Source organism: Tabrizicola sp. M-4 (assembly GCF_051132405.1).
Classification (GTDB): Bacteria; Pseudomonadota; Alphaproteobacteria; order Rhodobacterales; family Rhodobacteraceae; genus Paragemmobacter.
On record NZ_CP128606.1, the window covers coordinates 2,705,622 to 2,728,504 of the forward strand.

Genomic DNA, 22,883 nt, shown 5'->3' on the forward strand with positions numbered 1-22,883 from the left:
CGGCCTCCGGCCAAGAAAAAGCCCCGGCAAACCCAGAGGTGCCGGGGCGAAATCCCCTCACCTCTTTAGCGGCTTGTTTAACGTGGCCCGCAATCCGGTAACAAAGCGCCACGCTCGCCCGATACGCCCGCAACGGGCAAAGGTCAACGCCCGCCCCGCATCCACGCACAGACCAGTGGCGCATTTTGCGCCCCGATTACACCTTGCCCCGGCCTGCCCCTGCGGCATGATCACCCCCATCAGGAACAGGAGCACCCATGACAGCCCCCATCCAACTCCACTACTGGGCCACGCCCAACGGCAAGAAAATCACCATCGCACTCGAAGAAATGGGCCTCCCCTACGACGTCCACTTCGTCAACATCGGCGCGGGCGACCAGTTCAAACCCGAATTCCTCGCCATCGCGCCCAACAACCGCATGCCCGCCATCACCGATCCCGCAGGCCCCGACGGCCAGCCCATCTCGATCTTCGAATCCGGCGCGATCCTGCAATACCTCGTCCGCAAGACGGGCAAGTTCGGCGGCGCCAACGCCCGCGAACAGGCCTCCGTCGAACAATGGCTGATGTGGCAGATGGGCGGCGTCGGCCCCATGGCGGGGCAAGCGCACCACTTCCTGAAATACGCCCCCTCCATGGACCCGCCCCACGACCTGCCCTATGCGAAAGACCGCTACCGCCGCGAGGTGGGCCGCCTCTATGGCGTCCTCGACAAGCAGCTTGCGAAAACCCGCTACGCCGCGGGCGATTTCCTCTCCATCGCCGATTTCGCCATCTGGCCTTGGGCCATGGGCTGGGAAGGGCAGGAACAGACGCTGGACGACAAGCCGAACTTCAAGCGCTGGCTCGACGAACTCGCCGCCCGCCCGGCCTTCATCAAGGGCGCAGCGGTCGGCATGGACCGCCGCAGCGACGCCGCAACCGACAAGAAGGCGCAGGAAATCCTCTTCAAGCGCTGAGGGCCATGTTTCCACGGTCAAACCAGAAGGGCGGCGCGCGTGATGCCGCCCTTTTTTCACGCGCAGGGCGAATTGCCTTGCTATTGTCCGGCAAAGGGCGCATGGCTTCTGGGCTTATTCGATCTTTCGACCTTCTGTCTTCCCTCGGGCTGTCAGACGCGACCTTGACACGACCCTGAGCCAGGCCACCGCACCTTCGCGGGTGGCACATTTGACAGGAGATCTCACGATGGCCAACGGCACCGTGAAATGGTTCAACGCCACCAAAGGCTTCGGCTTCATCGCCCCGGAAGGCGGCAAGAAGGACGTGTTCGTCCACATCACCGCGCTGGAGCGCGCCGGCCTGCGCGGCCTGAATGACGGCCAGGCCGTCACCTTCGATCTGGAAACCGATCGTCAGGGCCGCGAATCCGCGACCAACCTCGCTCTGGCCTGATCGCCAGCGCACCGAATGCGGAAAGGGCGGCCCTCGGGCCGCCCTTTTTCATGCCCCAACCGCTCCCCAGCGCAGCTCCATCGCCACGGCGTCCAGCCCCGGCCCGAACCCGCCCGCCCGCACCGCCGTCACCCGAAAGCCGAAACGTTCATAGAACCCGCAGGTCTTCTGGCTCGTCTCCAGCCGCAGCCCCCGGCTGCCAGCCATCGACCGCGCCAGGGCCAGCCGCGCGGTGAACAGCCGCCGCCCCAGCCCCCCGCGCTGCAACGGTCGCGCGACCATCCCCCAATCCAGCGTCACCCAGCCCGCCGCGTCGACACTCACCCCGCCCGCGGCAACCACCGAACCGGCCTGCTCCAACACCAGATAGGGCGTCGCAGGCCCGGCCTTCAGAAATTCCTCGAACTCCGCCCGCTCTCCGGCGGCAAAGAACTCCGGCACATTTCCGTCGAAAAGGCACAGCACCGCCGCCAGATCGCCCGGCTCATAGGCCCGCAGCCCGACGGCCGCGCCCTCACTCGCCATCCCGGTCCTTCTCGATCCCGTAGCGGCTCAGCACGCCCCCCTGCGTCATGAAGAACAGGAACAGGGCCGCCGTCAGCCCGAAGGTCTTGAAATTCACCCAGGCCTCGGTCGACATCGTCCGCCAGATCGCCTCGTTCAGCACCGCCAGCCCAAAGAAAAACGCGCACAGCCGCCGCGTCAGGATCATCCACCCCTCGTCCTGCATCGGCAGCGCCTCTTCCATCACCACCCGCAGATAGCTCTGCCCCCGAAGCAGCCCGAACCCGAGGATCCCCCCGAACAGCAGATAGATCATCGTGGGCTTCATCTTGAAGAACCGCTCGTCGTTCAGCCAGACCGACAGCCCCCCGAACAGCACCACCAGCACCACGGTGGCGATCTGCATCTTCGACAGCTTCCCCGTCAGTCCCCACAGGATCCCCGTCGTCAGCACCATCAGCGGGATGAACAGCGCGGTCACCACGATGAACCCGTCATACTCCGTGCCGCCAATCGAAAAGACCCGGTCCTTCAGATAGACATATCCGGCAAAGAACAGGGCAATCGGCCCCAGTTCCAGCCCCAGCTTCACCCCCGGATGCAGCTTCTTCGGTTCAGACATCCTCACCCCGCCCATTCCATCACCACGGCACCCGCCGCGATCAATCCCATCAACCCGGCGCGCACCGCGCCCACCTTCTCGCCCAGAACCCACCAGCCGATCAAGGCGGCAAAGACGGTGGAGGTCTCGCGCAGCACCGCCGCCTCCCCCACCTTGTCCAGCCGCGTCGCCAGCATGATCGACCCGAAGGAGGCATAGGCCACAAAGGCCCCCATCACCCCCCGCCGGACCAGAGGCACCGCCTCCCGCGCGGTCAACCGTACCAACCGCCGCGCCATCAGCACGGGAAACAACACCCCGTCGATCATGAAGAACCAGGCCAGAAAGGTGAACGGATCCGCCGTCGCCCGGATGCCATAGGCGTCATAGGTGGTATAAAGCGCAACGAACGATCCCGTGACCACCGCCAGCCCCAGCGCAGGCACCAGCGTCTCGCGATCCACCTGCACATGGCGCAGGTTGTAGGCGGCAAGCCCGAAGATGCCCGCCATCAGCACCCCGACCCCCGCCCATTGCCCGGCCCCATAGCTCTCGCCAAAGACGATCCCCGCCCCGATCACGGCAAAGAACGGCCCCGTCCCCCGCACCACGGGGTAAACCACCGTATAGGCCCCCCGGTCATAGGCCATCGCCTGCAACAGCTTGTATCCCGAATGGATCAGGAAAGCGCCCGCGAAGATCACCCACATATGCGGCTCGGGCCAGGGCACCACGAACAGCGCAAAAGGAACGGCGATCACCCCGTAACAAAGGTCGATCACCGCCCGCGACATCCACGGATCATGCCGCCCCTTCTGCAACGCCCCGAACAGCGCATGCAGCACCGCCGCCATCAGGGCCAACGCCAAGGCCAGATCCCGCCCTGCCTCGGTCCCTTCCAGCGAGATCAGCCAGCCGCTCACTCCTGCCCGACCAGCGCCTTCGCGAAATCCTCCGGATCGAAGGGCGCCAGATCGTCGATCTGCTCCCCCACCCCGATCGCATGTATGGGCAACCCGAACCGATCCGCCAAAGCCACCAGCACGCCCCCCTTGGCCGTGCCATCGAGCTTCGTCATCACCAGCCCCGTCACGTCCGCGATCTTGCGGAAGATCTCCACCTGAGACAGCGCATTCTGCCCCGTCGTCGCATCCAGCACGAGCAGGGTGTTATGCGGCGCCGTCGCATCCACCTTGCGGATCACCCGCACGATCTTCGCCAATTCCTCCATCAGGTCGGCACGGTTCTGCAACCTCCCCGCCGTGTCGATCAGCAACAGATCCGCCCCCTGCGCCTGCGCCTGCGTCAGCGCATCGAAGGCCAGCGAGGCCGGGTCGCTCCCCTCCGCCGCCGTCAGCACCGGCACCCCCGCCCGCTGCCCCCAGACCTGCAACTGCTCCACCGCCGCCGCGCGGAACGTGTCCCCGGCGGCGATCACCACCGACTTCCCCGCCGCCTTGAACTGAGAGGCCAGCTTCCCGATGGTCGTGGTCTTGCCAGACCCGTTCACACCCACGACCAGCACGACCTGTGGCCGCTTGGGATAGATCGGCAAAGGCCGCGCCACGGGCTCCATGATCCGCGCCACCTCACCCGCCAGCGCCGCCTTCAGCTCCCGCGTCGTGATCTTCTTCCCGAAGCGCCCCTCGGCAATGTTCGCCGTCACGCGCACCGCCGTCTCCACGCCCATGTCGGCCTGGATCAACACCTCCTCGAGGCTCTCGAGCATCGCATCATCGACCAGCCGCCGCGGCTCCTCCACCGCAGCCCCGCCCCCGAACAGCCGCCCCAGCAACCCCGGCTTCGCCACCTCCGGCTCCGCCTTCCGCTCCGGCGCGGATGCCGGCGCAGGCGTCTCGACGACCGTGGCAGCCGCCGCAGGCGCGGTGCCCTCCGCCTCCGGGACCGCATCCTCGGCCACCAGCGCCTCCAGCCCCTCGCCGATCTTGTCCGAAGAGCGGAACATCCGTTCCCGCAGTTTCTTGAAGAAGGACATGCCGCCCCTTTCCGCCAATCGCCCTTCCGTCACCTAATCCCTTCCGCCCTTGAACGGAAGGCCCGTCATCATCCCGCACCCTCCGCCGCCCCTTCGTTTCGGCCCAAATACCCTGCGGGGGTCCGGGGGTGCAAAACCCCCGGTCCGACGCTGCCCCCGGAAACCACGCCTGCCATCCGCGCCGATTTTTCGCAGAAAAATCGTGGCCCCACCCCATGACGCCCGCGCCCCCCGATGCTAGCTTCCAACGCGTGATGAGTGTCCGCGCCCCGATCCCCCCTGCCGCCTTCGCCGCGGCAACCCTCGCCCCCCTCGCCCTCCTCGCCGTCGGGGCGGCTGCAGGAGGACTCTGGCTCTGGCTCGCCCTCGCATATCTCTGGCTGCTCTCCCTCACCCTCGACCAGATCCTCCCCCTCGTCGAAAGCGACGCACCCGAAGACGCAGAATTCCCCGCCGCCGACGCTCTCCTCGTGGCCCTCGGCCTCGCCACCCTCGCCCTGCCGCCTCTCGCCATCGCCGCCGCCACGGGCAGCGGCCTGTCACTGCCCGAGAAGGCCGCCCTGCTCTTCTCCACCGGCCTCTGGCTGGGCCAGATCACCCATCCCGCCGCGCATGAACTCATCCATCGCGGCGACCGCCACCTCGTCAGGCTGGGCATCGCCTGCTATGCTTGGCTCCTGATCGGCCACCACGCCTCCAGCCACCGCCTCGTGCATCACCCGCATGTCGCAACCTCGCGCGACCCGGCCTCGGCACCGCGTGGGCGGGGCTTCTGGCGCTATCTCCCCCGTGCCTCACTCGGTGGCTTCATCGAAGGCCTGCGGGCCGAGAACGCCCTGCGGCAACGCAGCGCACGGGGCCTGCACCCATACGCACGATACGCCCTCATCTCCGCCGCGGCCCTCGCCACCGCAGCGCTGATCGGCGGACTTCCGGGCCTTGGCCTCTGGCTCCTCCTCGCCGCCCATGCCCAGATCCAGATCCATCTGTCAGACTATGTGCAGCATTACGGCCTGACCCGCGCCACCGGCCCCGATGGCAAACCCGAACCCGTCTCCGGCCGCCATTCGTGGAACACCGCGCATTGGTTCACCTCCGCCCTGCTGCTGAACGCGCCACGCCATTCCGACCACCACAGCCACCCCTCGCGCCCCTATCCCGCGCTGCGCCTGCCCGACGGTGCCCCCCTCCTGCCTTGGCCCCTGCCCCTCGCCGCCACCATCGCCCTCGTCCCGCCGCTCTGGCGCAGGCTGATGAAACCGCATCTCGCGCGCCTCTCCGCCACCGACACGCAAGGTTGACTGGCCAAATCCGCCGCCATCTGGCATGGTCGCGCGCAATGACAGGTAAGATCATGCAGCGCGCAGCCCTCACCCTCCTCTTCGCCCTTGCCACGCCCGCCCTCGCGGAAACGCCCGTCGCCGTGGCCGATGCCCCCCTCACCGCCCAGCAGTTCGAGGATTATGCCACCGGCAAGACCCTCTCCTACGCGCAGGACGGCATCGTCTGGGGATCCGAACAATACCTCCCAGGGCGCAAGGTGATCTGGGCCTTCACCGAAGACGAATGCCAATACGGCCACTGGTTCGAGGATCAGGGCAACATCTGCTTCGTCTACGACAAGGACCCGACGCCGCAATGCTGGCGCTTCTACCGCGAAAGGGATGGGCTGCACGCCATCTTCATGGGCGCAGACGGCGGCACCCAGCTTTCCGAGGTCGGGCAAAGCACCACACCCCTCTCCTGCCCCGGCCCCGAAGTCGGGGTCTGACCCGCCCAGCCCGCAACGCGGCCAAGGCAAGGCAGGACCGGAAAATCAGAACAGCGACCCCTGCTCCGGCCCCTCGCCGGCCTTTCGGGCCCTCCCTCGCCCGCCGACCGCCACCCGCCCATCCGCGAATTCGATCTCCAGCGCCGCCGCCCGCTCCGCCGAGGCCTTCGTTGTGACCACCGCCCCGTCGCCCCGCACCACCGCGAAACCGCGCTTCAAGGTCTCGGCATAGCCCAGCGTCATCCGCGTCCGGTCCAGCGCCTCCAGCCGCTGCCGCACCTGCGCGAACCGCGCCGCAGGGGCCGTCTCCAGACGCTCCGCCAGAACGCCCAGGCGCTCTCGCCCCTTGCGCACATCCCGCTCCGCATCGCCCAGAACCCGTGCCAGCGACGGCGCAAGCCGCCCCCCCAAGGCCTCCAGCCGCGCGCCCTTCCGTTCGACAAGGCGCTCGGCCAGCATCTCCACCCGCGCCGCCCGCTCGCCCAGATCGCGCCGCCGATGCGCCACCAGACCCAGCAGCAATTCCGGCCGCACCAGCCCCGCCTTCGTGCCGAAGACCTGCCGCTTCCGTGCCGCCGCCATCCCCAGCGCCGCCCCCAGCCGCCCACACCAAAGGTCCAGCCGCTGCGCAGGCCCCTGCACCAGCGCCTCCGGGCGCGGCAGCGCCCGCCCCAGATCGCGCAGCCGCTGCCCGCGCAGCCCCACACCCGCGACCACCGCCCGCACCGCCCGCGCGCCGAACCCGTCGACCGCCGCCAGAAGCTCCATCCGCACGGGAACCGCCATCTCCGCCGCCGCCGTGGGCGTCGGCGCGCGGCGGTCCGAGGCGAAGTCGATCAACGTCGTATCCGTCTCATGCCCAACGGCGGAGATCAGCGGAATCCGCGACGCCGCCGCCGCCCGCACCACGATCTCCTCGTTGAACCCCCACAGATCCTCCAGCGACCCGCCGCCCCGCGCCACGATGATCAGATCCGGGCGCGGCACGGGTCCCCCCGGCTCGATCGCGTTGAACCCCCGGATCGCCGCCGCCACCTCCGGCGCGCAGGCCTGCCCCTGCACGGCGACGGGCCAGATCAGCACGTGCCGGGGAAACCTGTCCCGCAGCCGATGCAGGATATCCCGGATCACCGCCCCGCTGGGCGAAGTGACGACCCCGATCACCCCCGGCAGGAACGGGATCGGCTTCTTCCGCGCCGCATCGAACAACCCCTCCGCCGCCAGCGCAGCCTTGCGCTTTTCCAGCATCGCCATCAACGCGCCCGCCCCGGCAGGTGCCACATCCTCGACGATCAGTTGATATTTGGACTGCCCCGGAAAGGTGGTCATCCGCCCCGTGGCGACAACCTCCATCCCCTCCTCGGGCCGGACCTGCATCCGCGCCACCTGCCCCTTCCAGCTTATGGCGGCAATGACGCTGCGGTCATCCTTCAGGTCAAAGTAAAGATGCCCCGAGGCAGGCCGCGACACCCGCCCCACCTCGCCCCTAACGCGGACAAGGCCGAATTCCCCCTCGATCACCCGCTTCACCGCGCCGGACAATTCCGACACGGTGTATTCCGGCTGGTTGCCCTGCGGTGTTGTCGTTTCTTCGAAAAGGTCCATGCGCGCCTCCGGCTCGGCCGAAGATTAGGCCCTGCGCGCCGGAAGGAAAAGCCGTGATGCCGCCTCCGGCCATCACGTCACGGGGGCGGGCGGGAAACCCCGCCCGCCCCCGCGCGAAACATCCGCTCAGTAATCCGCCTCGGCACCCTCGCCATACAGCCACGCCGCCAACTCGCCCGAGGCAAGCCTGCGCAGATAGCTCTCCGCCGCGACCGTCGTGGTCACATCCGGCGTCTCGCGCCCGCCCGAATTCTCGGCGATGAAGGCCGCCGCCTCCACCAAAGCCGCGCGCGTCCCCGGCCCGAAGCGCGCATCCACCGCCCCGCCATAGAACCCGCCGGTCAGCAATTCCTGCTGCACCGCGGCCTTCTCCGCCTCCGACAGAACGGCAAAGGCTTCGGCCAGCGGGTCGCCCTGCGCCAAGGCCGTGCCCGACGCCATCGCCGCAAAGGGCAGGGCAACAAGGCCACGCAGGATCGAACGTCTGTCCATGATGAAACTCCTTCCTTGGAAAATGCCTCCCCCTCCTCCCCGGCCCGCTTGGCAACAGATGGGCCAGATCGCGTCATTTCTGCGATCCGCGCCTTGCCGCAGCCCCGACCAGCCGCTAATCCCCCCGCAGCGACGGGCGACCTAGGGGGCATCGGCCATGAACATCCTCATCCTCGGCAGCGGTGGGCGCGAACATGCCCTTGCATGGGCCGTCAAGCAGAACCCCAAGACCGACCGCCTGATCGTCGCCCCCGGCAATGCGGGCATCGCGCTCCTCGCAGAATGCGCCGATATCGACATCCTCTCGGGCAGCACGGTCGTCACCTTCTGCGAGGAAAACGCCATCGACTTCGTCATCGTCGGCCCCGAAGCGCCCCTTGCCGCAGGCGTGGCCGATGCCACTCGCGCCGCTGGCATCCTGACCTTCGGCCCCTCGGCGGCGGCGGCAAAACTCGAAGCCTCCAAGTCCTTCACCAAGGAAATCTGCGACGCTTGCGCCGCCCCCACCGCCGCCTATGCCCGCTTCACCGAAGCGGCCCCCGCCCGTGCCTATGTCACGGCCCAAGGCGCCCCCATCGTGGTCAAGGCCGACGGCCTCGCCGCCGGAAAAGGCGTCATCGTCGCCATGACCACCGACGAGGCGCTCGCCGCCATCGACGACATGTTCGGCGGCGAATTCGGCGCGGCAGGCGCGGAAGTGGTGATCGAGGAATTCATGACGGGTGAAGAGGCCTCCTTCTTCATCCTCACCGACGGTGAGAACGCCCTGCCCATCGGCACCGCGCAGGACCACAAGCGCGTGGGCGATGGCGACACCGGCCCCAATACCGGCGGCATGGGCGCCTATTCTCCTGCCCCCGTTCTGACCGACGCCATCGCCCATCAGGCGATGGAGGACATCGTCCTCCCCACCATCCGCGAAATGGCCCGCCGCGGCACGCCCTACCAAGGCGTCCTATACGCAGGCCTGATGATCGAAAACGGCCGCGCCCGTCTGGTGGAATACAACGCCCGCTTCGGCGACCCCGAATGTCAGGTCCTGATGATGCGCCTCGGCGCACAGGCGCTAGACCTCCTCCTCGCCTGCGCCGAGGGGCGGCTTGGCGACGCGAAACTCCACTGGGCCCACGACCACGCCCTGACCGTCGTCATGGCCTCGCAGGGCTATCCCGGCAGCTACACCAAGGGCAGCGTGATCAGGGGCCTCGACGCCCTCCCCGAAACCTCCTCGCAGATGGTCTTCCACGCCGGAACCACCACCCGCGACGGCCAGATCACCGCCACCGGAGGCCGCGTCCTCAACGTCACCGCCCGCGGCGCGACACTGGCCGAGGCGCAGGCCAAGGCCTATGCGATGGTGGATGCCATCGACTGGCCCGAAGGCTTCTGCCGCCGCGACATCGGCTGGCGCGCCCTCTAGAACAGGCTCAACTGGTCCCCCGCCCGCGCGGGGGGCCGGAACAGATCGCAGCGCAAGGCAGGCAAGGCCTCCGCCAGCCCTAGCCGCGCCACGGCCTTCGCAAAGCGGGTTGCAATCAACTCGGCAAACAGCCCCTCCCCCCGCATCCGTTTCCCCCATTCCGCATCGTAATCCTTCCCGCCCCGCGCCTCCCTCACCCGGGCCATCACCTTCGCCGCCCGCCCCGGCTCCGCCTGCTCCAGCCATTCCCGCCACAAACCCGCCACCTCCAAGGGCAGGCGCAGCATGATCCACGACGCCCCCACCGCCCCCGCCCCACGCGCGGCCTCCAGAATTCCCTCCAACTCATGATCCGTCAGCCCCGGCACCACCGGGGCCACCATCACCCGCACCGGCACCCCCGCCGCCGACAGCCGCCGGATCACCTCCAGCCGCCGCGCGGGCAAGGCGGCCCGCGGCTCCATCCGCCGCGACAGCCCCGCATCCAGCGTCGTCACCGACACCCCCACCCGCAGCAGCCCCCGCTCCGCCATTGGCGCTAGCAGGTCAAAATCCCGCTCGATCAACGTCCCCTTCGTGGTAATCGCCAGCGGATGCCCGCAGCCCGCCAGCACCTCCACCACCTCGCGCATCACGCGCCACTCCGCCTCGCAGGGCTGATAGGGGTCGGTGTTCGTCCCAATTGCGATCGGTGCCACCCGATATCCCTTCGCCCGCAACTCCCGCGCCAGCACCGCCCCGATCCCCGGCCGCGCCACCAGCCGCGTCTCGAAATCAAGGCCCGGCGACAGGTTCAGATAGGCATGCGTCGGCCGCGCGAAACAATAGGTGCAGCCATGCTCACACCCCCGATAGGGGTTCACCGACCGGTCAAAGGGCAGATCCGGCGACCGGTTATAGCTGATCGCCGACCGCGCCCGCTCCGCCCGGACCTCCGTCCGCACCAGCCGCGCCTCCTCGGCCATTTCCCAGCCATCGGCAAAGGGCACCAGCCCCCGCCCCTCGAAACGCCCCGGTGCATTGCTCAGCGCTCCCCGCGCCCGCACCCTTTTTCCCGGCAGAATCCCGTCCCGTCCATGCTCCATGGCCGCAAACTAGAACATAACAGGAACAAACGCCACCCGGATATCAGCCGCGACCCCTTGCTGTCGGCTTTCATCCGGGGCATGTCGTAATCCGAAAAGTCCACATGCCGCTTTCAGCCCATGCAGGCTGGGAACGCATACCCCAAAGGGAACGCCACCATGGCCGACGACGACGAGATCATCCTTTCCGAACTCTCCGACGACGAACTCGTCCTCCAGATGCATGACGACCTCTATGACGGTCTCAAGGAAGAGATCGAAGAGGGCGTCAACATCCTCATCGAACGCGGCTGGGCCCCCTATGACGTCCTGACCAAGGCGCTCGTCGCCGGGATGACGATCGTCGGCGCCGACTTCCGCGACGGCATCCTCTTCGTGCCCGAAGTGCTGCTCGCCGCCAATGCGATGAAGGCCGGCATGGCCATCCTCAAGCCGCTGCTGGCCGAAACCGGCGCACCGCGCATGGGCAAGATGGTCATCGGCACCGTCAAGGGCGACATCCACGACATCGGCAAGAACCTCGTCGCCATGATGATGGAAGGCGCGGGCTTCGAAGTCGTCGACCTCGGCATCAACAACGCGGTCGAGAAATACCTCGAAGCGCTGGAAACCGAAAAGCCCGACATCCTCGGCATGTCCGCGCTGCTGACCACGACCATGCCCTACATGAAGGTCGTGATCGACACGATGAAGGAAAAGGGCCTGCGCGAAGACTACATCGTCCTCGTCGGCGGCGCCCCCCTGAACGAGGAATTCGGCAAGGCCATCGGCGCCGACGCCTATTGCCGCGACGCCGCCGTGGCGGTCGAAACCGCCAAGCAATTCGTGGCGCGCAAGCACAACCAACTCGGCGCCTGACGCGCCTTCCCCCTCCCCTGCCCGGCGGGGGAGGGTCGGGGAGGGGGTCACCCACCGCAGGGCGCCCCGTTCACCCTTCCGCGACTCCCCCTTGGCTTTCCCGCGCCGGGACGCCATCTTTGCGGGGAAAGGACGGTGCCTGACATGCCCCTTACCCATTTCCTCCTCCTGATCGCCTTCGTGATCTTCGCCGCGGGCACGACCATCGGCCTTGCCGTCTGGGCCGACCTGCCGCTCGTGGCCCTTGGCTTCGCCGCGCTGGCAGGCAGCCTGCTCCTCGGCGCGCGCCAATTGCGCTGATGGGCACCCTGCCACCCCTAGACGACGACACCCTTACCGAACAGGGCCTTCCCCCCGCAGCGCAAGGCCGGATCCTGCTGATCGCCTGCGGGGCGCTGGCGCATGAAATCCTCGCCCTGAAACGTGCCAATGGCTGGGACCACCTCGATCTGCAATGCCTGCCCGCCAATCTCCACCTCTGGCCCGACCGCATTCCCGCGGCGGTGGAACAGGCCGTCACCGCGCACAGCGCCGCATACGACCGCCTCTTCATCGTCTATGCCGATTGCGGCACGGGCGGCCTCTTGCAGGAAAAGTGCAAGGAACTGGGCGTCGACATGGTCGAAGGCCCGCATTGCTATTCGTTCTTTGAAGGCAACGCCGCCTTCGCGGCCAAGGCGGAAGAGGAATTCACCGCCTTCTACCTGACCGATTTCCTCGTCCGGCAATTCGATGCCTTCGTCTGGAAACCCATGGGCCTGGACCGCCACCCCGAACTGCGCGACATGTATTTCGGGAATTACACGAAACTCGTCTATCAGGCCCAGACCGACGACCCGGCGCTGGACGCCAAGGCCCGCGACTGCGCCACCCGCCTCGGCCTCGCCTATGAACGCCGCTTCACCGGCTATGGCGACCTGACCACCGCCCTCGCCGCCCTCGCCCCCTGAAATGACGAAAGCCGCCCCGAACCGAGGCGGCCACCCATCATTCGCTCCAATCCGGCCTTACCAGGCCTGGCGGCGGAACATGCCCCGGTCCACCTGCCGCTGACGGAACTCAAGATCCACGCGGTTCGCGGCACCGTTCAGGTATTCCCGCTCCAGCTCTTCCGCGCTGGGGATATGGAAGGCGCGGACGAATTTCTTCACTTGCTCGAACATCTTACTGTCTCCTTCTTCCGATGGTCGAAAGATAGGATGCCGCAGCGCAGCACAGTAGATGCCGCAACGCAAAAGCCGCCATGCATCAGGCGCAAAGCTCATCGCTAAAATGCATAGGAAACGGGCCGTGGGCCGGAATGCCCGCTCAGGCCGTCAGCAGCGCCCGCGCCGCCTCGCGTGCCGCATCGGTGACCGTATCCCCGGCCAGCATCCGCGCCACCTCCTCCACACGCTCCACGGGACCCAGCGCGGTGACCGTGGACAGAGTCACATCCCCCGCCACCCGCTTCTCCACCCGCCAATGCGAAGCCCCCAGCGCCGCCACCTGCGGCGAATGCGTCACCACCAGCACCTGGCACCCCTCGGCCAGCGCCTTCAACCGCCGCCCCACGGCATCCGCCGTGGCCCCGCCCACGCCCCGGTCGATCTCGTCGAAGATCATCGTCAACCCCGGCGCATCCCCGGTAAGGCAGACCTTCAGCGCCAGCAGAAACCGGCTCAACTCCCCGCCCGACGCGATCCGGTTCAGCGGCCCCGAGGGCGCCCCCGGATTGGTCGCCACGGTGAAGGTGACCGCATCCACGCCCTCCGGCCCCGGCTCTCCCGCCGCGACCTCCGTCGCGAACACCGCCCGCTCCATCTTCAACGGCGCCAGTTCCGCCGCCATCGCGGCATCCAGCCGCGCCGCCGCCGCCCGCCGCGCCGCCGTCAGCCCTGCCGCCTCCGCCGCATAGGCCGCCTCCGCCTGCACCACCGCCTTGGCCTTGGCGGCAATCCCCGCCTCGCCACTGTCCAGCGCCGCCAGACGCCCCCGCAACTCCCCCGCCAGCACGCCCAACTCATCCGCCAGCACGCCATGCTTGCGCGCCAGCGCCCTTATCGCGAACAGCCGTTCTTCTAGCGCCTCCAACTCCGCCGGATTGAAATCCAGCGCCGCAAGGCACTCCTCCACCCCCTGCTGCGCTTCTCCCAATTCGATCAGCGCCCGGTCCAGCGCCGCCAGCGCCCCCTCCAGCCGCCCCTCGGCCCGGTCCGCCGCCCCTTCCAGCCAGCGCACGGCATCGCGCATCATCCCCTCGGCCCCCTGATCGGACACCGCCTGATGCGCCCGCGCGATGTCGGCCCGGATCTTCTCCGCCGCCTGCATCATGCGCCGCCGCGCATCCAGCGCCGCCTCCTCACCCGGTTCGGGGTTCAGCTTGTCCAACTCCGCCACGGCATGGCGCAGGAAATCCTCTTCCTTCCGCGCCGCCGCCAAAGCCGCCTCCGCCTCGGCCAGAGCGTTGCGCGCCACCGCCTGCGCCCGCCACGCCGCCCGCACCGCCCCAAGGTCCAGCTCGGCAAAGGCATCCAGCAAGGCCCGATGCCCGCGCGGGTTCAAAAGCCCCCGGTCATCATGCTGCCCATGCAGTTCCACCAGCGTTTCCGACAGGTCGCGCAGCACCTCGCCCGACACGCGGCGGTCATTGACCCATGCGGTCTTGCGCCCGTCCACCGTATTGACCCGCCGCAGGATCAATTCGCCATCTTCGGCCTCGATCCCCGCCGCCTCCAGCACCACATGCGCGGCATGGCCCGCAGGCAGGTCGAATACCGCCGTCACGCTGCCCTGTTCAGCCCCCTGCCGCACCAGTTCCGCCCGTCCGCGCCAACCCAGCACGAATCCCAGCGCATCCAGAAGGATCGACTTCCCCGCCCCCGTCTCGCCGGTCAGCACGTTCAGGCCCGGCCGGAACTCAAGGTCCAGCCGGTCGATGATCAGCACATCCCGGATTTCAAGCGTCCGCAGCACGGCCAAGCCCTCCGCAGGCTTACAACCACTCGCCCTTGATCATCTGGCGATAGACCTGCCGCAGCCAGCTGTCGCCCACCGCCTCGGGGTTCAGACCGCGCCCCTTCAGCAGGCGGAAGCTGTCATCATAGAAGGGCGACGACTGGTAGTTATAGCCAAGGATCGCCGCCGCCGTCTGCGCCTCTTCGGTAAAGCCCAACGCCAGATAGCTTTCCACCAGACGATGCAGCGCCTCTGCAGTATGCGTCGTGGTCTGGAAATCCTGCACCACGGTGCGGAACCGGTTGATCGCAGCGGTATAGTTCTTCCGCTTCAGGTAGAACCGCCCGATCTCCATTTCCTTCCCGGCCAGATGGTCGAAGGCCAATTCGAACTTCAGCATGGCCGACCGCGAATAGTCGCTGTCCGGATAGGTCTCGATCACGTCCCGCATCCCGGTCAGCGCCTGGAAGGTCACGCCCTGATCGCGGCCCACATCATCGATCTGGTCATAATAGCTCAGCGCCATCAGATAGAGCGCATAGGGCGCATCCTCGTCCCCCGGATAGAAATCAAGGTAACGCTGCGCCGCCGCCCGCGCCTCTTCGTATTTCTTTGCCTTGTGCAGGCTATAGGCCTGCATGATCAGCGCGCGCTTGGCGAATTCCGAATAGGGATACAGCCGTTCCACTTCCTGGAAATAGCGGATCGCCTCATCCGGCCGCCGCTCATTGGCCAGCCGCAACTCGCCCTGCTTGTAGATTTCCTCGGCCGTAAAGCTCTCCAGAGGCCGTTCCTGTTCCCCGGCACATGCCACGAGAACCGAGGCAAGCATCGCCATGCCCAGGAATCGCGCGCCTGACTTCACGACTGCCATCTTCCGCCTACCCCACGTCATTCCTTCCGGGCGCACGGCAAGACCGCGCCGCCCGTGTTCTTGCAGTCGTCCTAGCACAGAAAAATCCGGGGCGCAAAACGGCTTTCGCGTCCTGCGGCGGCTTCAGGCACGGCTCGGCAAATCGGCCTCATGCACGCCCACACCCGGCAGCTTGCACCCGGTCTGTTCGCCCACTTCCACCATGGTCCATGCATCCGGCGCATCGAACAGCGCCCGCAGCAGACGGTTGGTCAAGGCATGGCCCGCCCGGATGCCGGTGTAACGGCCCAGAATCGGCGCCCCCGCAAGGAACAGGTCGCCCATCGCATCCAGCATCTTGTGGCGCACCGGCTCATCCCGATGCCGCAGCCCGCCGGGGCTCAGCACGCGGTCGCCGTCGAACACCACCGCATTCTCCAGCGTCCCGCCAAGCGCAAGCCCGTTCGCGCGCATTGCATCCACATCCGCCTGACGGCAGAAGGTCCGGCTGTCCGACAGCTCGCGCACGAAGGCGCCATTGGCAAGGCTCATCACCTTTTCCTGCCGCCCGATCGCCGCTTCGGCGAATTCGATCCGGAAATCGATCTCAAGGTTCTCGGCAGGTTCCAGCCGCGCCACGGCATCGCCGTCGCGCACCTCCACCGCCCGCAGCACGCGGATCGCCCGCACCGCGGCATCCTGCCCGGTAATCCCGGCGTCAAGGAACCCTTCCACGAAAGGCATCGCCGACCCGTCAAGGATCGGCACTTCCGGCCCGTCGATCTCGATCAGCGCGTTATGCACCGCACAGCCCGACAGCGCGGCCATCACATGTTCGATGGTGGAAACCGAAATCCCGTCCGCATTCGCCACGAGCGTGCACAGCTTCGACGGAACCACCTGATCCCAGCGCGCAGGCACCCGCGCCGAGGCCGCGGCCACATCCGTCCGAAGGAACACAATCCCGTGCCCGACAGGCGCAGGATGAACGGTCATCCGAACCGGCTGGCCGCCATGAAGGCCCAGCCCGGTGAAGGTGACGGCGGTTTTCAGCGTGCGTTGCAAGGTCTGCCTGTCTGCTTTCTTATCGCCCAAGGTAGCGCCGTGAGGCTGTCCCCGGACCGGAGCCCCCCCACGAGGTTCCGCGCAGTCTTAGCTAATTTGCTGCAATTGCAAACTCAACTCACTCTTTATGACGGAGTGTGACAGGCGCGATCTTCCGCCAAGTCTCTGTTTACAAAGGAAAAACCCGGCCATTTCGGGCCGGGTCTCGCCAAATGTTACAGGCTTTGTCGCAATCCGTCAGTTGGCCTGACGACGCAGGAAGGCCGGAATTTCGATCCGCTCCTGATCCGCGCTCATTTCCGGCTCGTCATCATAGCCCTGAACCTGCGGCTGTTGGCGCACGGCGGCCGACTGCGGCTCGCCATGGCCGCCCCCCGCCATGCGGTTGATCAGCGACCCGATCCCGAACCGCGGGCGCTGCGCCTCGGCGGGCTTCGGCGCGGCGGCCTGCATGCGGGGCTGCGCCGCCATCGCGGGGCGCTGCTGACCTGCGGGCGGGGCCGGGGCCTTGCTGACAGCGGCCTGCAGACGGGCCAGCGCCTCGGGCGTCGGGGTTCCCGGCGCACGCGGGCGCGGGGCGACGAAGGCCGCGGCATCCTGATCCATCGGCGCGGTGGCGCGGGCCTGCGGGGCAGGCTGCTGCGCCGGCTGCGGGCGATAGGCCGGGGGCGGCAACTCATCCGCCATGTCCATATCGGCATCCTGCCCGAAGGCGGGGGCCGGATCGAACAGCGAAGGCTCCGGCGCGGCGGGGGCCTGCTGCTGCATCACCGGCTCCGGCGCGGGGGCCGGGGCGGGCATCGGCGCAGGGGCCGGGGCCGGGGCCACTTGCTGCACCGTCACCGGCACTTCGCGGCGCGTCTCATGCGCGGGCGGCAACGGGGCCGCCATGCTGCGGCGCGTGACCGCAGGCTCGGCCCGCGTGGCCTTGCTCACGTCGATGCCGGTCGCCACGACCGACACGCGCAGCGCCCCTTCCATCGACTCGTCCAGCGTGGACCCCACGATGATGTTCGCCTCCGGGTCCACCTTCTCGCGGATGATGTTCGCCGCCTCGTCCAACTCGAACAGCGTCAGGTCATAGCCGCCCGTGATGTTGATCAGCACGCCCTTGGCCCCGTTCAGGCTGATCTCGTCCAGCAGCGGGTTGGCAATCGCCTTCTCGGCGGCCTGCACCGCGCGATCCTCGCCCGAGGCCTCGCCCGTGCCCATCATGGCCTTGCCCATCTCGTCCATCACCGCGCGCACGTCGGCGAAGTCGAGGTTGATCAGACCCGGACGCACCATCAGGTCGGTCACGCCCTTCACGCCCTGATACAGCACGTCATCGGCCATCGCGAAGGCTTCGGTGAAGGTGGTCCGCTCATTCGCCAGACGGAACAGGTTCTGGTTCGGAATGATGATCAGCGTATCGACGACCTTCTGCAGCGCCTCGATGCCCTCTTCGGCCTGACGCATCCGCTTCGCGCCCTCGAACTGGAAGGGCTTGGTCACCACGCCCACCGTCAGCACGCCCAATTCCCGCGCCGCCTGCGCGATGATCGGCGCAGCACCGGTGCCGGTGCCGCCGCCCATCCCGGCGGTGATGAAGCACATATGCGCCCCCGCCAGATGGTCCACGATCTCCTCGATCGTCTCTTCCGCCGCCGCCGCGCCCACTGTCGGACGGGCCCCTGCGCCCAGCCCTTCCGTGACCTTCAGACCCATCTGGATGCGCGCATGCGCCCGGCTGTGCTTCAAGGCCTGCGCATCGGTGTTCGCCACGACGAACTCGACACCCTCAAGCTGCTTGTCGATCATGTTGTTGACGGCGTTGCCACCCGCCCCACCCACACCGAACACGGTGATCCGCGGCTTCAGCTCATCCTGCTGAGAGGTCATCATGAGATTCAGGGTCATTGCCACTCCGCCTGCTGTTCGTTGAGCCGCCGATTTTTGCCGTCCGGCCGTCAGTCGCGCCTGTCCCGGGCGCAGGAATCCGAATTTATCCACGATTCTATCCACAAGGTGCCCCAAGGTCACGCGAAAAACGCAAAACTGCCACAAAATATAGGGAAACGCCCGCCCCCTTAGGCGGGATTTCGCCACAGCCACAGCATATGGACGTTACCAGTTGTCCTTGAACCATTTGAAGGCCCGTCGCAGCGACCGGGCGGGATACCGCTCGGTCGGAATCTCGAAATCCCACCACTCGTCCTGCGGATGCGCGGCAAAGAGGCACAGCCCCACCGCGCTGGCAAAGGCCGCCCCCGTCGCCGCCTGCGGCAATCCCTGCACGCGCAGCGGACGGCCCAGTCGCACCTGCTGGCCAAGGATGCGCGCCGCCAAACCGTCCAGCCCCGGAATCTGGCTCGCCCCGCCCGTCAGCACGATCTGCTGGCTCGGCAGATAGTCGAACCCCGCCGCATCCAGCCGCGACCGCGCCTCCTCCAGAATCTCCTCCACCCGCGGCCGCATGATCCCGATCAGTTCCGTGCGGCTGATCTGACGACGGTCCTTCTCCCAATCGCCGCTCTCGCCGCCGATCTCGATCATCTCGCGGTCATCCATGCTGGTGGCGTGGATGCCGCCATGCTTGGTCTTGATCTTCTCCGCCACCGCGAAAGGTATCTGCAACCCCTTGGAGATGTCCGAGGTCACATGATCCCCGCCCATCCGCACCGAGTCGGCATAGATCATGTGCTTCTTCATGAAGATCGAAATGCCGGTCGACCCGCCACCCATGTCGATGCAGGCCGCGCCCAGTTCCTGTTCGTCCTCCACCAGCGAGGAAATCCCCGACACATAGGCCGAAGACGCGATCCCCGCGAGTTCCAGATCACAGCGCTTGATGCAATACAGCAGGTTCTGCACCACCGACCCGTCGATGGACAGAAGATGCATGTCGCAGGCCAGACGGTTGCCGATCTGCCCGCGCGGATCACCCAGCCCCGTCCGGTGATCCAGCGCGAAATTCACCGGCTGCGCATGCAGCACCTCGCGCCCCGGCCCAAGGTCCGGCACATCGCAGGATGCCAGAACCTGCGCCACGTCCTGCTCCGTCACCACCGAATCCTGCAGGTCCCATTCCCCCGCCAGCCCATAGCTGCGCGGCTCGGCCCCGCTGAAACAGGCGATCACATGGTCAACCCGCACATTGGCCATCTTCTGCGCCGCCTGAACGGCGGTGCGGATGGCCCGCTCCGTCTCGTTCATCACCGCGATCTCGCCGAACTTCACGCCCCGCGACCGCGTCGTCGCCGCCCCGATCACCCGGAACGAGGACTGCCCCGCCATCGGCCCCACGCCTTCCACCTCGCGCAGCCGCTCGGGTCCGTCGAAGCGCAGGATCAGACAGGCGATCTTCGATGTCCCCACATCCAGCACCGCCACCACGCCGCGCTGCATCGCCGCCCGCCGCATATGCCGCATCGCCCGTTGGGATTCGTAAAGGCCCGTCATAATTCGCTCCCGCTCACATCAATGCCCTGTGCCTTGCGATGCTCGTTCAGCGCATATGGCGCCAGCCGCAGCACGGGTCTTTGTTCATTCCGCAAATCCACACTCAACACGTCACGCGCCAAAAGATCCTCGGCCTTGTCCAGCGTCATCAGACGCTCCAAGGCCGCCACCGCATCCACTTCCGGCAGAAGGATGCGCTGGTTGCGGTCAAGGATCAGGTCCCAGCGCCGCTCGCCCACCCGCACCAGCCCGCGCAGCCGCGGCGCGATGCCCTGCGCGGCGGCCAGAATCTCCAGCGCTTCCTCCGTCGCCTTGTCCGCCCCCTCGCCCGCGATCAGCGGCAGGTCCGGCCGGTCGGTCCGCGCCGCAAGCCCCGCCACGCGATGCCCGGTCCCGTCCAGCATTTCCAGCCGGTCCCCGATCCGCCAGACCAGAACCGGCATCCGCTCCGTCACCAGAACCTGCAACACCCCGCCCGACCGCACGCGCAATTCGGCCCCGGCCACCGCGTCCAACTCCTCCACCCGCGCCCTGACCGCATCCAGATCGATGTCGAAGGACGACATGGGCAGCTTCAGCCCCAGCCTTGCCCGGATGGCCTCCGCCAGTTCCGGCGACGCCCCCTCGACCGAGGCCAGCGTCACCATGAATTCCGGCCGGTTCTGGAACGAGGTCTTGAGGTCCGTGAACACCCCCACCACCGCCGCCCGCCGATCCGCATCCCCGGCATAGATGCCAACCGCCGCCGACAGCAGAAACACCGGCAGCCCCACCCGCGCCAGCACGCGGAAATAGGGCGTCAGCCACAGCCGCTGCATCCGGTACTGCCATTTCGTCGGCGCCGGATCGCGCCGGGGCTGGCGCACATAAACGCGCGGCTCGGGCCTCAGCGATTGCATGACGCATCCTCCACGATCCAGCGGCACAACTCAGGGAAGGAAATCCCCACATGCCCCGCCTGCTCAGGGCTCAGCGACGTCGGCGTCATCCCCGGCTGGGTATTCGTCTCCAGCAGGATCAGCCCTTCCAGACCCCGCGCCTCGTCCCAACGGAAATCCGTCCGGCTCAGCCCACGGCAGCCCAGAGCCCGGTGCGCGCGCAGCGCGTAATCCAGACAGGCCGCCTCGATCTCCGCCGGAATGCGCGCGGGCAGTTCATGCCTGCTTCCGCCCGGTTTGTATTTCGCGTCGTAATCATACCAGCCATCGGTGATGATGTCGGTCACGCAGAGCGCCCGATCCCCCAGCACGCTCACCGTCATCTCCCGCCCCGGAGCGTAAGTCTCCACCATCACCTGCGCCGGCATCTCCGCCGACAGGCGCGGCGCGTTCGACCCCTCGCGGACGATATAGACCCCGACCGAGGATCCCTCGTTCACCGGCTTCACGACGTAAGGCGCAGGCAACACATGCCCCGCCTCCACCGCCTCGCGCGGCACCACGACGCTTTCCACGCAAGGCAATCCCGCCGCGCGATAGACGTTCTTCGTCCGCTGCTTGTCCATCGCAAGGCTCGATGCCAGCACGCCGGAATGCGTATAGGGAATGCGCAGCCATTCCAGCATCCCCTGCACGCAGCCATCCTCGCCCCAGCGGCCATGCAGGGCGTTGAAACACACGTCAGGAGAGATTTCGACAAGCCGCGCGCACAGGTCGAGGCCGCAATCGACCTCCACCACGTCATACCCCGCCTCGCGCAGTGCCTTGGCGCATTCACGCCCAGTAGAAAGGGAAACCTCCCGCTCCGCGGAAAGCCCACCCTTCAAAACCGCCACAAGGGGGACGCTTCTGCCCGAACCGCCCGCCATTTTCGCCTCGTCCCCGGGTCTTGCGCCCGGATTTTATTGTTTTTCAGCCGCCGCTTCGCCGACGCGCATGATTTCCCATTCTAACGTGATCCCGCTGTGTTGGAAAACCCTTTTTCGCACGTCCTCGCCCAATCCTTCCAGATCGGCAGCCGTCGCTCCGCCTGCATTGATCAGGAAATTGGAATGCATCTCGCTCATCTGCGCGCCACCCCGCCGCGCGCCCCGCATCCCGGCATCGTCGATGACCTTCCACGCCTTCAATTCATGCGTGTCATCGGCCTTGCCCGTCGAAGACCGCCCCAACGGATTGCGGAAGGTTGACCCAGCAGACCGCTCCTTCGTCGGCTGGGACGCATCGCGTTTGGCGATCTGCTCGGCCATCTTCGCCTCCAGCGTGGCAGGCTCCCCCCGTCCCGCCCGGAACGTCGCCTCCACGATGACCCACCCCTCCGGCAGGGTGGACTGCCGATAGCGCAGCTCCAACTGCTCCGCCGGGATCGTCACCACATCCCCCGCCCGTGTCACCGCCCGCACGGATATCAAGTGATCCGCCACATAGGACCCGTAACACCCGGCATTCATCCGCACCGCGCCACCGATGCTGCCCGGAATGGTGCGCAGGAAGGTCAGGTCCAACCCCGCCTCCGCCGCCCGCCGCGCCACATGCGCATCCAGCGCGGCCGCCCCCGCCGTGACAAGGTCCCCCTCGACCGAAATGCCGTTGAACCCCCGCCCCAGCCGGATCACCACCGCCCGCAGCCCGCCATCGCGCACGATCAGGTTCGACCCCACGCCCATCGGAAACACCGTCACATCCGGCGCAAGATCCCGCAGGAACCCCGCAAGGTCCGCCTCATCCGCAGGCTGGAACAGCGCATCCGCAGGCCCGCCCACGCGCAGCCATGTCAGATCGGCCAACGGGCGATGCTCGGTCAGGGTGCCACGGGGAACGGGGTATCTTTGTGCCATGTGGGTTCCTATCCGCGCCCTGCCCCCGAATGCAAGCCGCGCCACGCCGGAACCAATGCGCAGGGGGGCGGGAGGGGGCCGTTG

Annotated in this window: 24 protein-coding genes and 1 riboswitch; of the genes, 8 read left to right on the plus strand and 16 right to left on the minus strand. The window is 67.3% G+C overall.

The genetic code is table 11. The annotated features are described in order from the left end of the window. Positions 1-44: 44 nt before the first annotated feature. Positions 45-122: riboswitch (SAM riboswitch) on the minus strand. Between the two features lie 135 nt (positions 123-257). After that, positions 258-959, plus strand: a complete 702-nt coding sequence (locus TabM4_RS13205; protein ID WP_434613076.1) for a glutathione S-transferase N-terminal domain-containing protein — start codon at positions 258-260, stop codon at positions 957-959. Positions 960-1,188: 229 nt separating this feature from the next. Further along, positions 1,189-1,395, plus strand: a complete 207-nt coding sequence (locus TabM4_RS13210; protein ID WP_161767080.1) for a cold-shock protein — start codon at positions 1,189-1,191, stop codon at positions 1,393-1,395. A 48-nt stretch (positions 1,396-1,443) separates the two neighbouring features. Here TabM4_RS13210 and TabM4_RS13215 read toward each other — a convergent pair whose 3' ends face one another. The 4 genes from TabM4_RS13215 to ftsY are packed head-to-tail and all read right to left on the minus strand — an operon-like array spanning position 1,444 to position 4,496. Then, complete coding sequence (locus TabM4_RS13215; protein WP_434613080.1) at positions 1,444-1,920, minus strand: GNAT family N-acetyltransferase; 477 nt, start codon at positions 1,918-1,920, stop codon at positions 1,444-1,446. Beyond that, positions 1,910-2,521: an inner membrane-spanning protein YciB gene (locus TabM4_RS13220; RefSeq protein ID WP_434613083.1), complete on the minus strand. Its 612-nt coding sequence runs from the start codon at positions 2,519-2,521 to the stop codon at positions 1,910-1,912. The genes TabM4_RS13215 and TabM4_RS13220 overlap by 11 nt, the downstream gene beginning before the upstream one ends. A 2-nt stretch (positions 2,522-2,523) precedes the next feature. Then, positions 2,524-3,423, minus strand: coding sequence for an EamA family transporter (locus TabM4_RS13225; protein ID WP_434613086.1), 900 nt, complete (start codon positions 3,421-3,423; stop codon positions 2,524-2,526). Next, positions 3,420-4,496, minus strand: a complete 1,077-nt coding sequence (ftsY, locus tag TabM4_RS13230; protein WP_434613089.1) for a signal recognition particle-docking protein FtsY — start codon at positions 4,494-4,496, stop codon at positions 3,420-3,422. The genes TabM4_RS13225 and ftsY overlap by 4 nt, the downstream gene beginning before the upstream one ends. Before the next feature lie 254 nt (positions 4,497-4,750). Between ftsY and TabM4_RS13235 the strand changes: the two genes are divergently transcribed. Together TabM4_RS13235 and TabM4_RS13240 are read left to right on the plus strand one after the other, a co-directional pair. Next, positions 4,751-5,797, plus strand: coding sequence for an alkane 1-monooxygenase (locus TabM4_RS13235; RefSeq protein WP_434613091.1), 1,047 nt, complete (start codon positions 4,751-4,753; stop codon positions 5,795-5,797). A gap of 38 nt (positions 5,798-5,835) precedes the next feature. Further along, positions 5,836-6,267 (plus strand): hypothetical protein, encoded by a 432-nt coding sequence (locus TabM4_RS13240; RefSeq protein WP_434613094.1) that lies wholly within the window; start codon positions 5,836-5,838, stop codon positions 6,265-6,267. A 45-nt stretch (positions 6,268-6,312) separates the two neighbouring features. Here TabM4_RS13240 and xseA read toward each other — a convergent pair whose 3' ends face one another. After that, positions 6,313-7,872, minus strand: coding sequence for an exodeoxyribonuclease VII large subunit (xseA, locus tag TabM4_RS13245; RefSeq protein ID WP_434613097.1), 1,560 nt, complete (start codon positions 7,870-7,872; stop codon positions 6,313-6,315). Between the two features lie 126 nt (positions 7,873-7,998). Then, entirely contained in the window at positions 7,999-8,364 is a 366-nt protein-coding gene (locus tag TabM4_RS13250) for a peptidoglycan-binding domain-containing protein (RefSeq protein WP_434613100.1), read from the minus strand. Positions 8,365-8,521: 157 nt separating this feature from the next. Here TabM4_RS13250 and purD point away from each other — a divergent pair, with 157 nt between their 5' ends. Further along, the gene (gene purD, locus TabM4_RS13255) at positions 8,522-9,784 is read left to right on the plus strand and encodes a phosphoribosylamine--glycine ligase (RefSeq protein ID WP_434613103.1); all 1,263 of its coding nucleotides are present in this window, start codon (positions 8,522-8,524) and stop codon (positions 9,782-9,784) included. Here the strand turns inward: purD and TabM4_RS13260 are convergent. Then, positions 9,781-10,869 (minus strand): PA0069 family radical SAM protein, encoded by a 1,089-nt coding sequence (locus TabM4_RS13260; protein WP_434613106.1) that lies wholly within the window; start codon positions 10,867-10,869, stop codon positions 9,781-9,783. The genes purD and TabM4_RS13260 overlap by 4 nt on opposite strands. Positions 10,870-11,028: 159 nt before the next feature. Between TabM4_RS13260 and TabM4_RS13265 the strand changes: the two genes are divergently transcribed. From TabM4_RS13265 to TabM4_RS13275, 3 genes are all read left to right on the plus strand, one after another. Continuing rightward, positions 11,029-11,727 carry a corrinoid protein gene (locus tag TabM4_RS13265; RefSeq protein WP_434613109.1) on the plus strand — a complete coding sequence of 233 codons (699 nt, stop codon included), beginning with the start codon at positions 11,029-11,031 and terminating at the stop codon, positions 11,725-11,727. Between the two features lie 144 nt (positions 11,728-11,871). Next, entirely contained in the window at positions 11,872-12,027 is a 156-nt protein-coding gene (locus tag TabM4_RS13270) for a hypothetical protein (protein ID WP_434613112.1), read from the plus strand. After that, positions 12,027-12,677: a DUF1638 domain-containing protein gene (locus TabM4_RS13275; protein WP_434613115.1), complete on the plus strand. Its 651-nt coding sequence runs from the start codon at positions 12,027-12,029 to the stop codon at positions 12,675-12,677. The genes TabM4_RS13270 and TabM4_RS13275 overlap by 1 nt, the downstream gene beginning before the upstream one ends. Before the next feature lie 57 nt (positions 12,678-12,734). Here TabM4_RS13275 and TabM4_RS13280 read toward each other — a convergent pair whose 3' ends face one another. From TabM4_RS13280 to murB, 9 genes are all read right to left on the minus strand, one after another. Continuing rightward, entirely contained in the window at positions 12,735-12,890 is a 156-nt protein-coding gene (locus TabM4_RS13280; protein WP_434613118.1) for a hypothetical protein, read from the minus strand. A gap of 145 nt (positions 12,891-13,035) precedes the next feature. Next, on the minus strand, positions 13,036-14,682 hold the full coding sequence (gene recN / locus TabM4_RS13285) for a DNA repair protein RecN (RefSeq protein ID WP_434613121.1): 1,647 nt from the start codon (positions 14,680-14,682) through the stop codon (positions 13,036-13,038). Positions 14,683-14,701: 19 nt separating this feature from the next. Further along, a complete protein-coding gene (locus TabM4_RS13290; protein ID WP_434613124.1) occupies positions 14,702-15,538 on the minus strand; it encodes an outer membrane protein assembly factor BamD in 837 nt (278 codons plus the stop codon). A gap of 123 nt (positions 15,539-15,661) precedes the next feature. Then, positions 15,662-16,582 (minus strand): UDP-3-O-acyl-N-acetylglucosamine deacetylase, encoded by a 921-nt coding sequence (gene lpxC / locus TabM4_RS13295; protein ID WP_434613128.1) that lies wholly within the window; start codon positions 16,580-16,582, stop codon positions 15,662-15,664. A 237-nt stretch (positions 16,583-16,819) separates the two neighbouring features. Further along, positions 16,820-18,481, minus strand: a complete 1,662-nt coding sequence (ftsZ, locus tag TabM4_RS13300; protein ID WP_434613131.1) for a cell division protein FtsZ — start codon at positions 18,479-18,481, stop codon at positions 16,820-16,822. Between the two features lie 207 nt (positions 18,482-18,688). Beyond that, the gene (gene ftsA, locus TabM4_RS13305) at positions 18,689-20,023 is read right to left on the minus strand and encodes a cell division protein FtsA (RefSeq protein WP_434613134.1); all 1,335 of its coding nucleotides are present in this window, start codon (positions 20,021-20,023) and stop codon (positions 18,689-18,691) included. Continuing rightward, positions 20,020-20,922 (minus strand): cell division protein FtsQ/DivIB, encoded by a 903-nt coding sequence (locus TabM4_RS13310; RefSeq protein WP_434613137.1) that lies wholly within the window; start codon positions 20,920-20,922, stop codon positions 20,020-20,022. The genes ftsA and TabM4_RS13310 overlap by 4 nt, the downstream gene beginning before the upstream one ends. Beyond that, positions 20,910-21,830: a D-alanine--D-alanine ligase gene (locus TabM4_RS13315; protein ID WP_434613139.1), complete on the minus strand. Its 921-nt coding sequence runs from the start codon at positions 21,828-21,830 to the stop codon at positions 20,910-20,912. The genes TabM4_RS13310 and TabM4_RS13315 overlap by 13 nt, the downstream gene beginning before the upstream one ends. A gap of 33 nt (positions 21,831-21,863) precedes the next feature. Continuing rightward, a complete protein-coding gene (murB, locus tag TabM4_RS13320; RefSeq protein WP_434613142.1) occupies positions 21,864-22,799 on the minus strand; it encodes a UDP-N-acetylmuramate dehydrogenase in 936 nt (311 codons plus the stop codon). Between the last annotated feature and the right edge of the window lie 84 nt (positions 22,800-22,883).

Bases quoted from the DNA above. Each gene is read 5' to 3' on its own strand.
- TabM4_RS13220 (WP_434613083.1), bottom strand. From the start codon at position 2,521: ATGTCTGAACCGAAGAAGCTGCATCCGGGGGTGAAGCTGGGGCTGGAA.
- TabM4_RS13235 (WP_434613091.1), top strand. From the start codon at position 4,751: ATGAGTGTCCGCGCCCCGATCCCCCCTGCCGCCTTCGCCGCGGCAACC.
- TabM4_RS13310 (WP_434613137.1), bottom strand. From the start codon at position 20,922: ATGCAATCGCTGAGGCCCGAGCCGCGCGTTTATGTGCGCCAGCCCCGG.
- TabM4_RS13210 (WP_161767080.1), top strand. From the start codon at position 1,189: ATGGCCAACGGCACCGTGAAATGGTTCAACGCCACCAAAGGCTTCGGC.
- purD (WP_434613103.1), top strand. From the start codon at position 8,522: ATGAACATCCTCATCCTCGGCAGCGGTGGGCGCGAACATGCCCTTGCA.
- ftsY (WP_434613089.1), bottom strand. From the start codon at position 4,496: ATGTCCTTCTTCAAGAAACTGCGGGAACGGATGTTCCGCTCTTCGGAC.
- TabM4_RS13275 (WP_434613115.1), top strand. From the start codon at position 12,027: ATGGGCACCCTGCCACCCCTAGACGACGACACCCTTACCGAACAGGGC.
- TabM4_RS13240 (WP_434613094.1), top strand. From the start codon at position 5,836: ATGACAGGTAAGATCATGCAGCGCGCAGCCCTCACCCTCCTCTTCGCC.
- TabM4_RS13215 (WP_434613080.1), bottom strand. From the start codon at position 1,920: ATGGCGAGTGAGGGCGCGGCCGTCGGGCTGCGGGCCTATGAGCCGGGC.
- murB (WP_434613142.1), bottom strand. From the start codon at position 22,799: ATGGCACAAAGATACCCCGTTCCCCGTGGCACCCTGACCGAGCATCGC.
- TabM4_RS13270 (WP_434613112.1), top strand. From the start codon at position 11,872: ATGCCCCTTACCCATTTCCTCCTCCTGATCGCCTTCGTGATCTTCGCC.
- ftsZ (WP_434613131.1), bottom strand. From the start codon at position 18,481: ATGACCCTGAATCTCATGATGACCTCTCAGCAGGATGAGCTGAAGCCG.
- TabM4_RS13205 (WP_434613076.1), top strand. From the start codon at position 258: ATGACAGCCCCCATCCAACTCCACTACTGGGCCACGCCCAACGGCAAG.
- TabM4_RS13250 (WP_434613100.1), bottom strand. From the start codon at position 8,364: ATGGACAGACGTTCGATCCTGCGTGGCCTTGTTGCCCTGCCCTTTGCG.
- TabM4_RS13265 (WP_434613109.1), top strand. From the start codon at position 11,029: ATGGCCGACGACGACGAGATCATCCTTTCCGAACTCTCCGACGACGAA.
- TabM4_RS13315 (WP_434613139.1), bottom strand. From the start codon at position 21,830: ATGGCGGGCGGTTCGGGCAGAAGCGTCCCCCTTGTGGCGGTTTTGAAG.
- xseA (WP_434613097.1), bottom strand. From the start codon at position 7,872: ATGGACCTTTTCGAAGAAACGACAACACCGCAGGGCAACCAGCCGGAA.
- ftsA (WP_434613134.1), bottom strand. From the start codon at position 20,023: ATGACGGGCCTTTACGAATCCCAACGGGCGATGCGGCATATGCGGCGG.
- TabM4_RS13260 (WP_434613106.1), bottom strand. From the start codon at position 10,869: ATGGAGCATGGACGGGACGGGATTCTGCCGGGAAAAAGGGTGCGGGCG.
- TabM4_RS13290 (WP_434613124.1), bottom strand. From the start codon at position 15,538: ATGGCAGTCGTGAAGTCAGGCGCGCGATTCCTGGGCATGGCGATGCTT.
- TabM4_RS13280 (WP_434613118.1), bottom strand. From the start codon at position 12,890: ATGTTCGAGCAAGTGAAGAAATTCGTCCGCGCCTTCCATATCCCCAGC.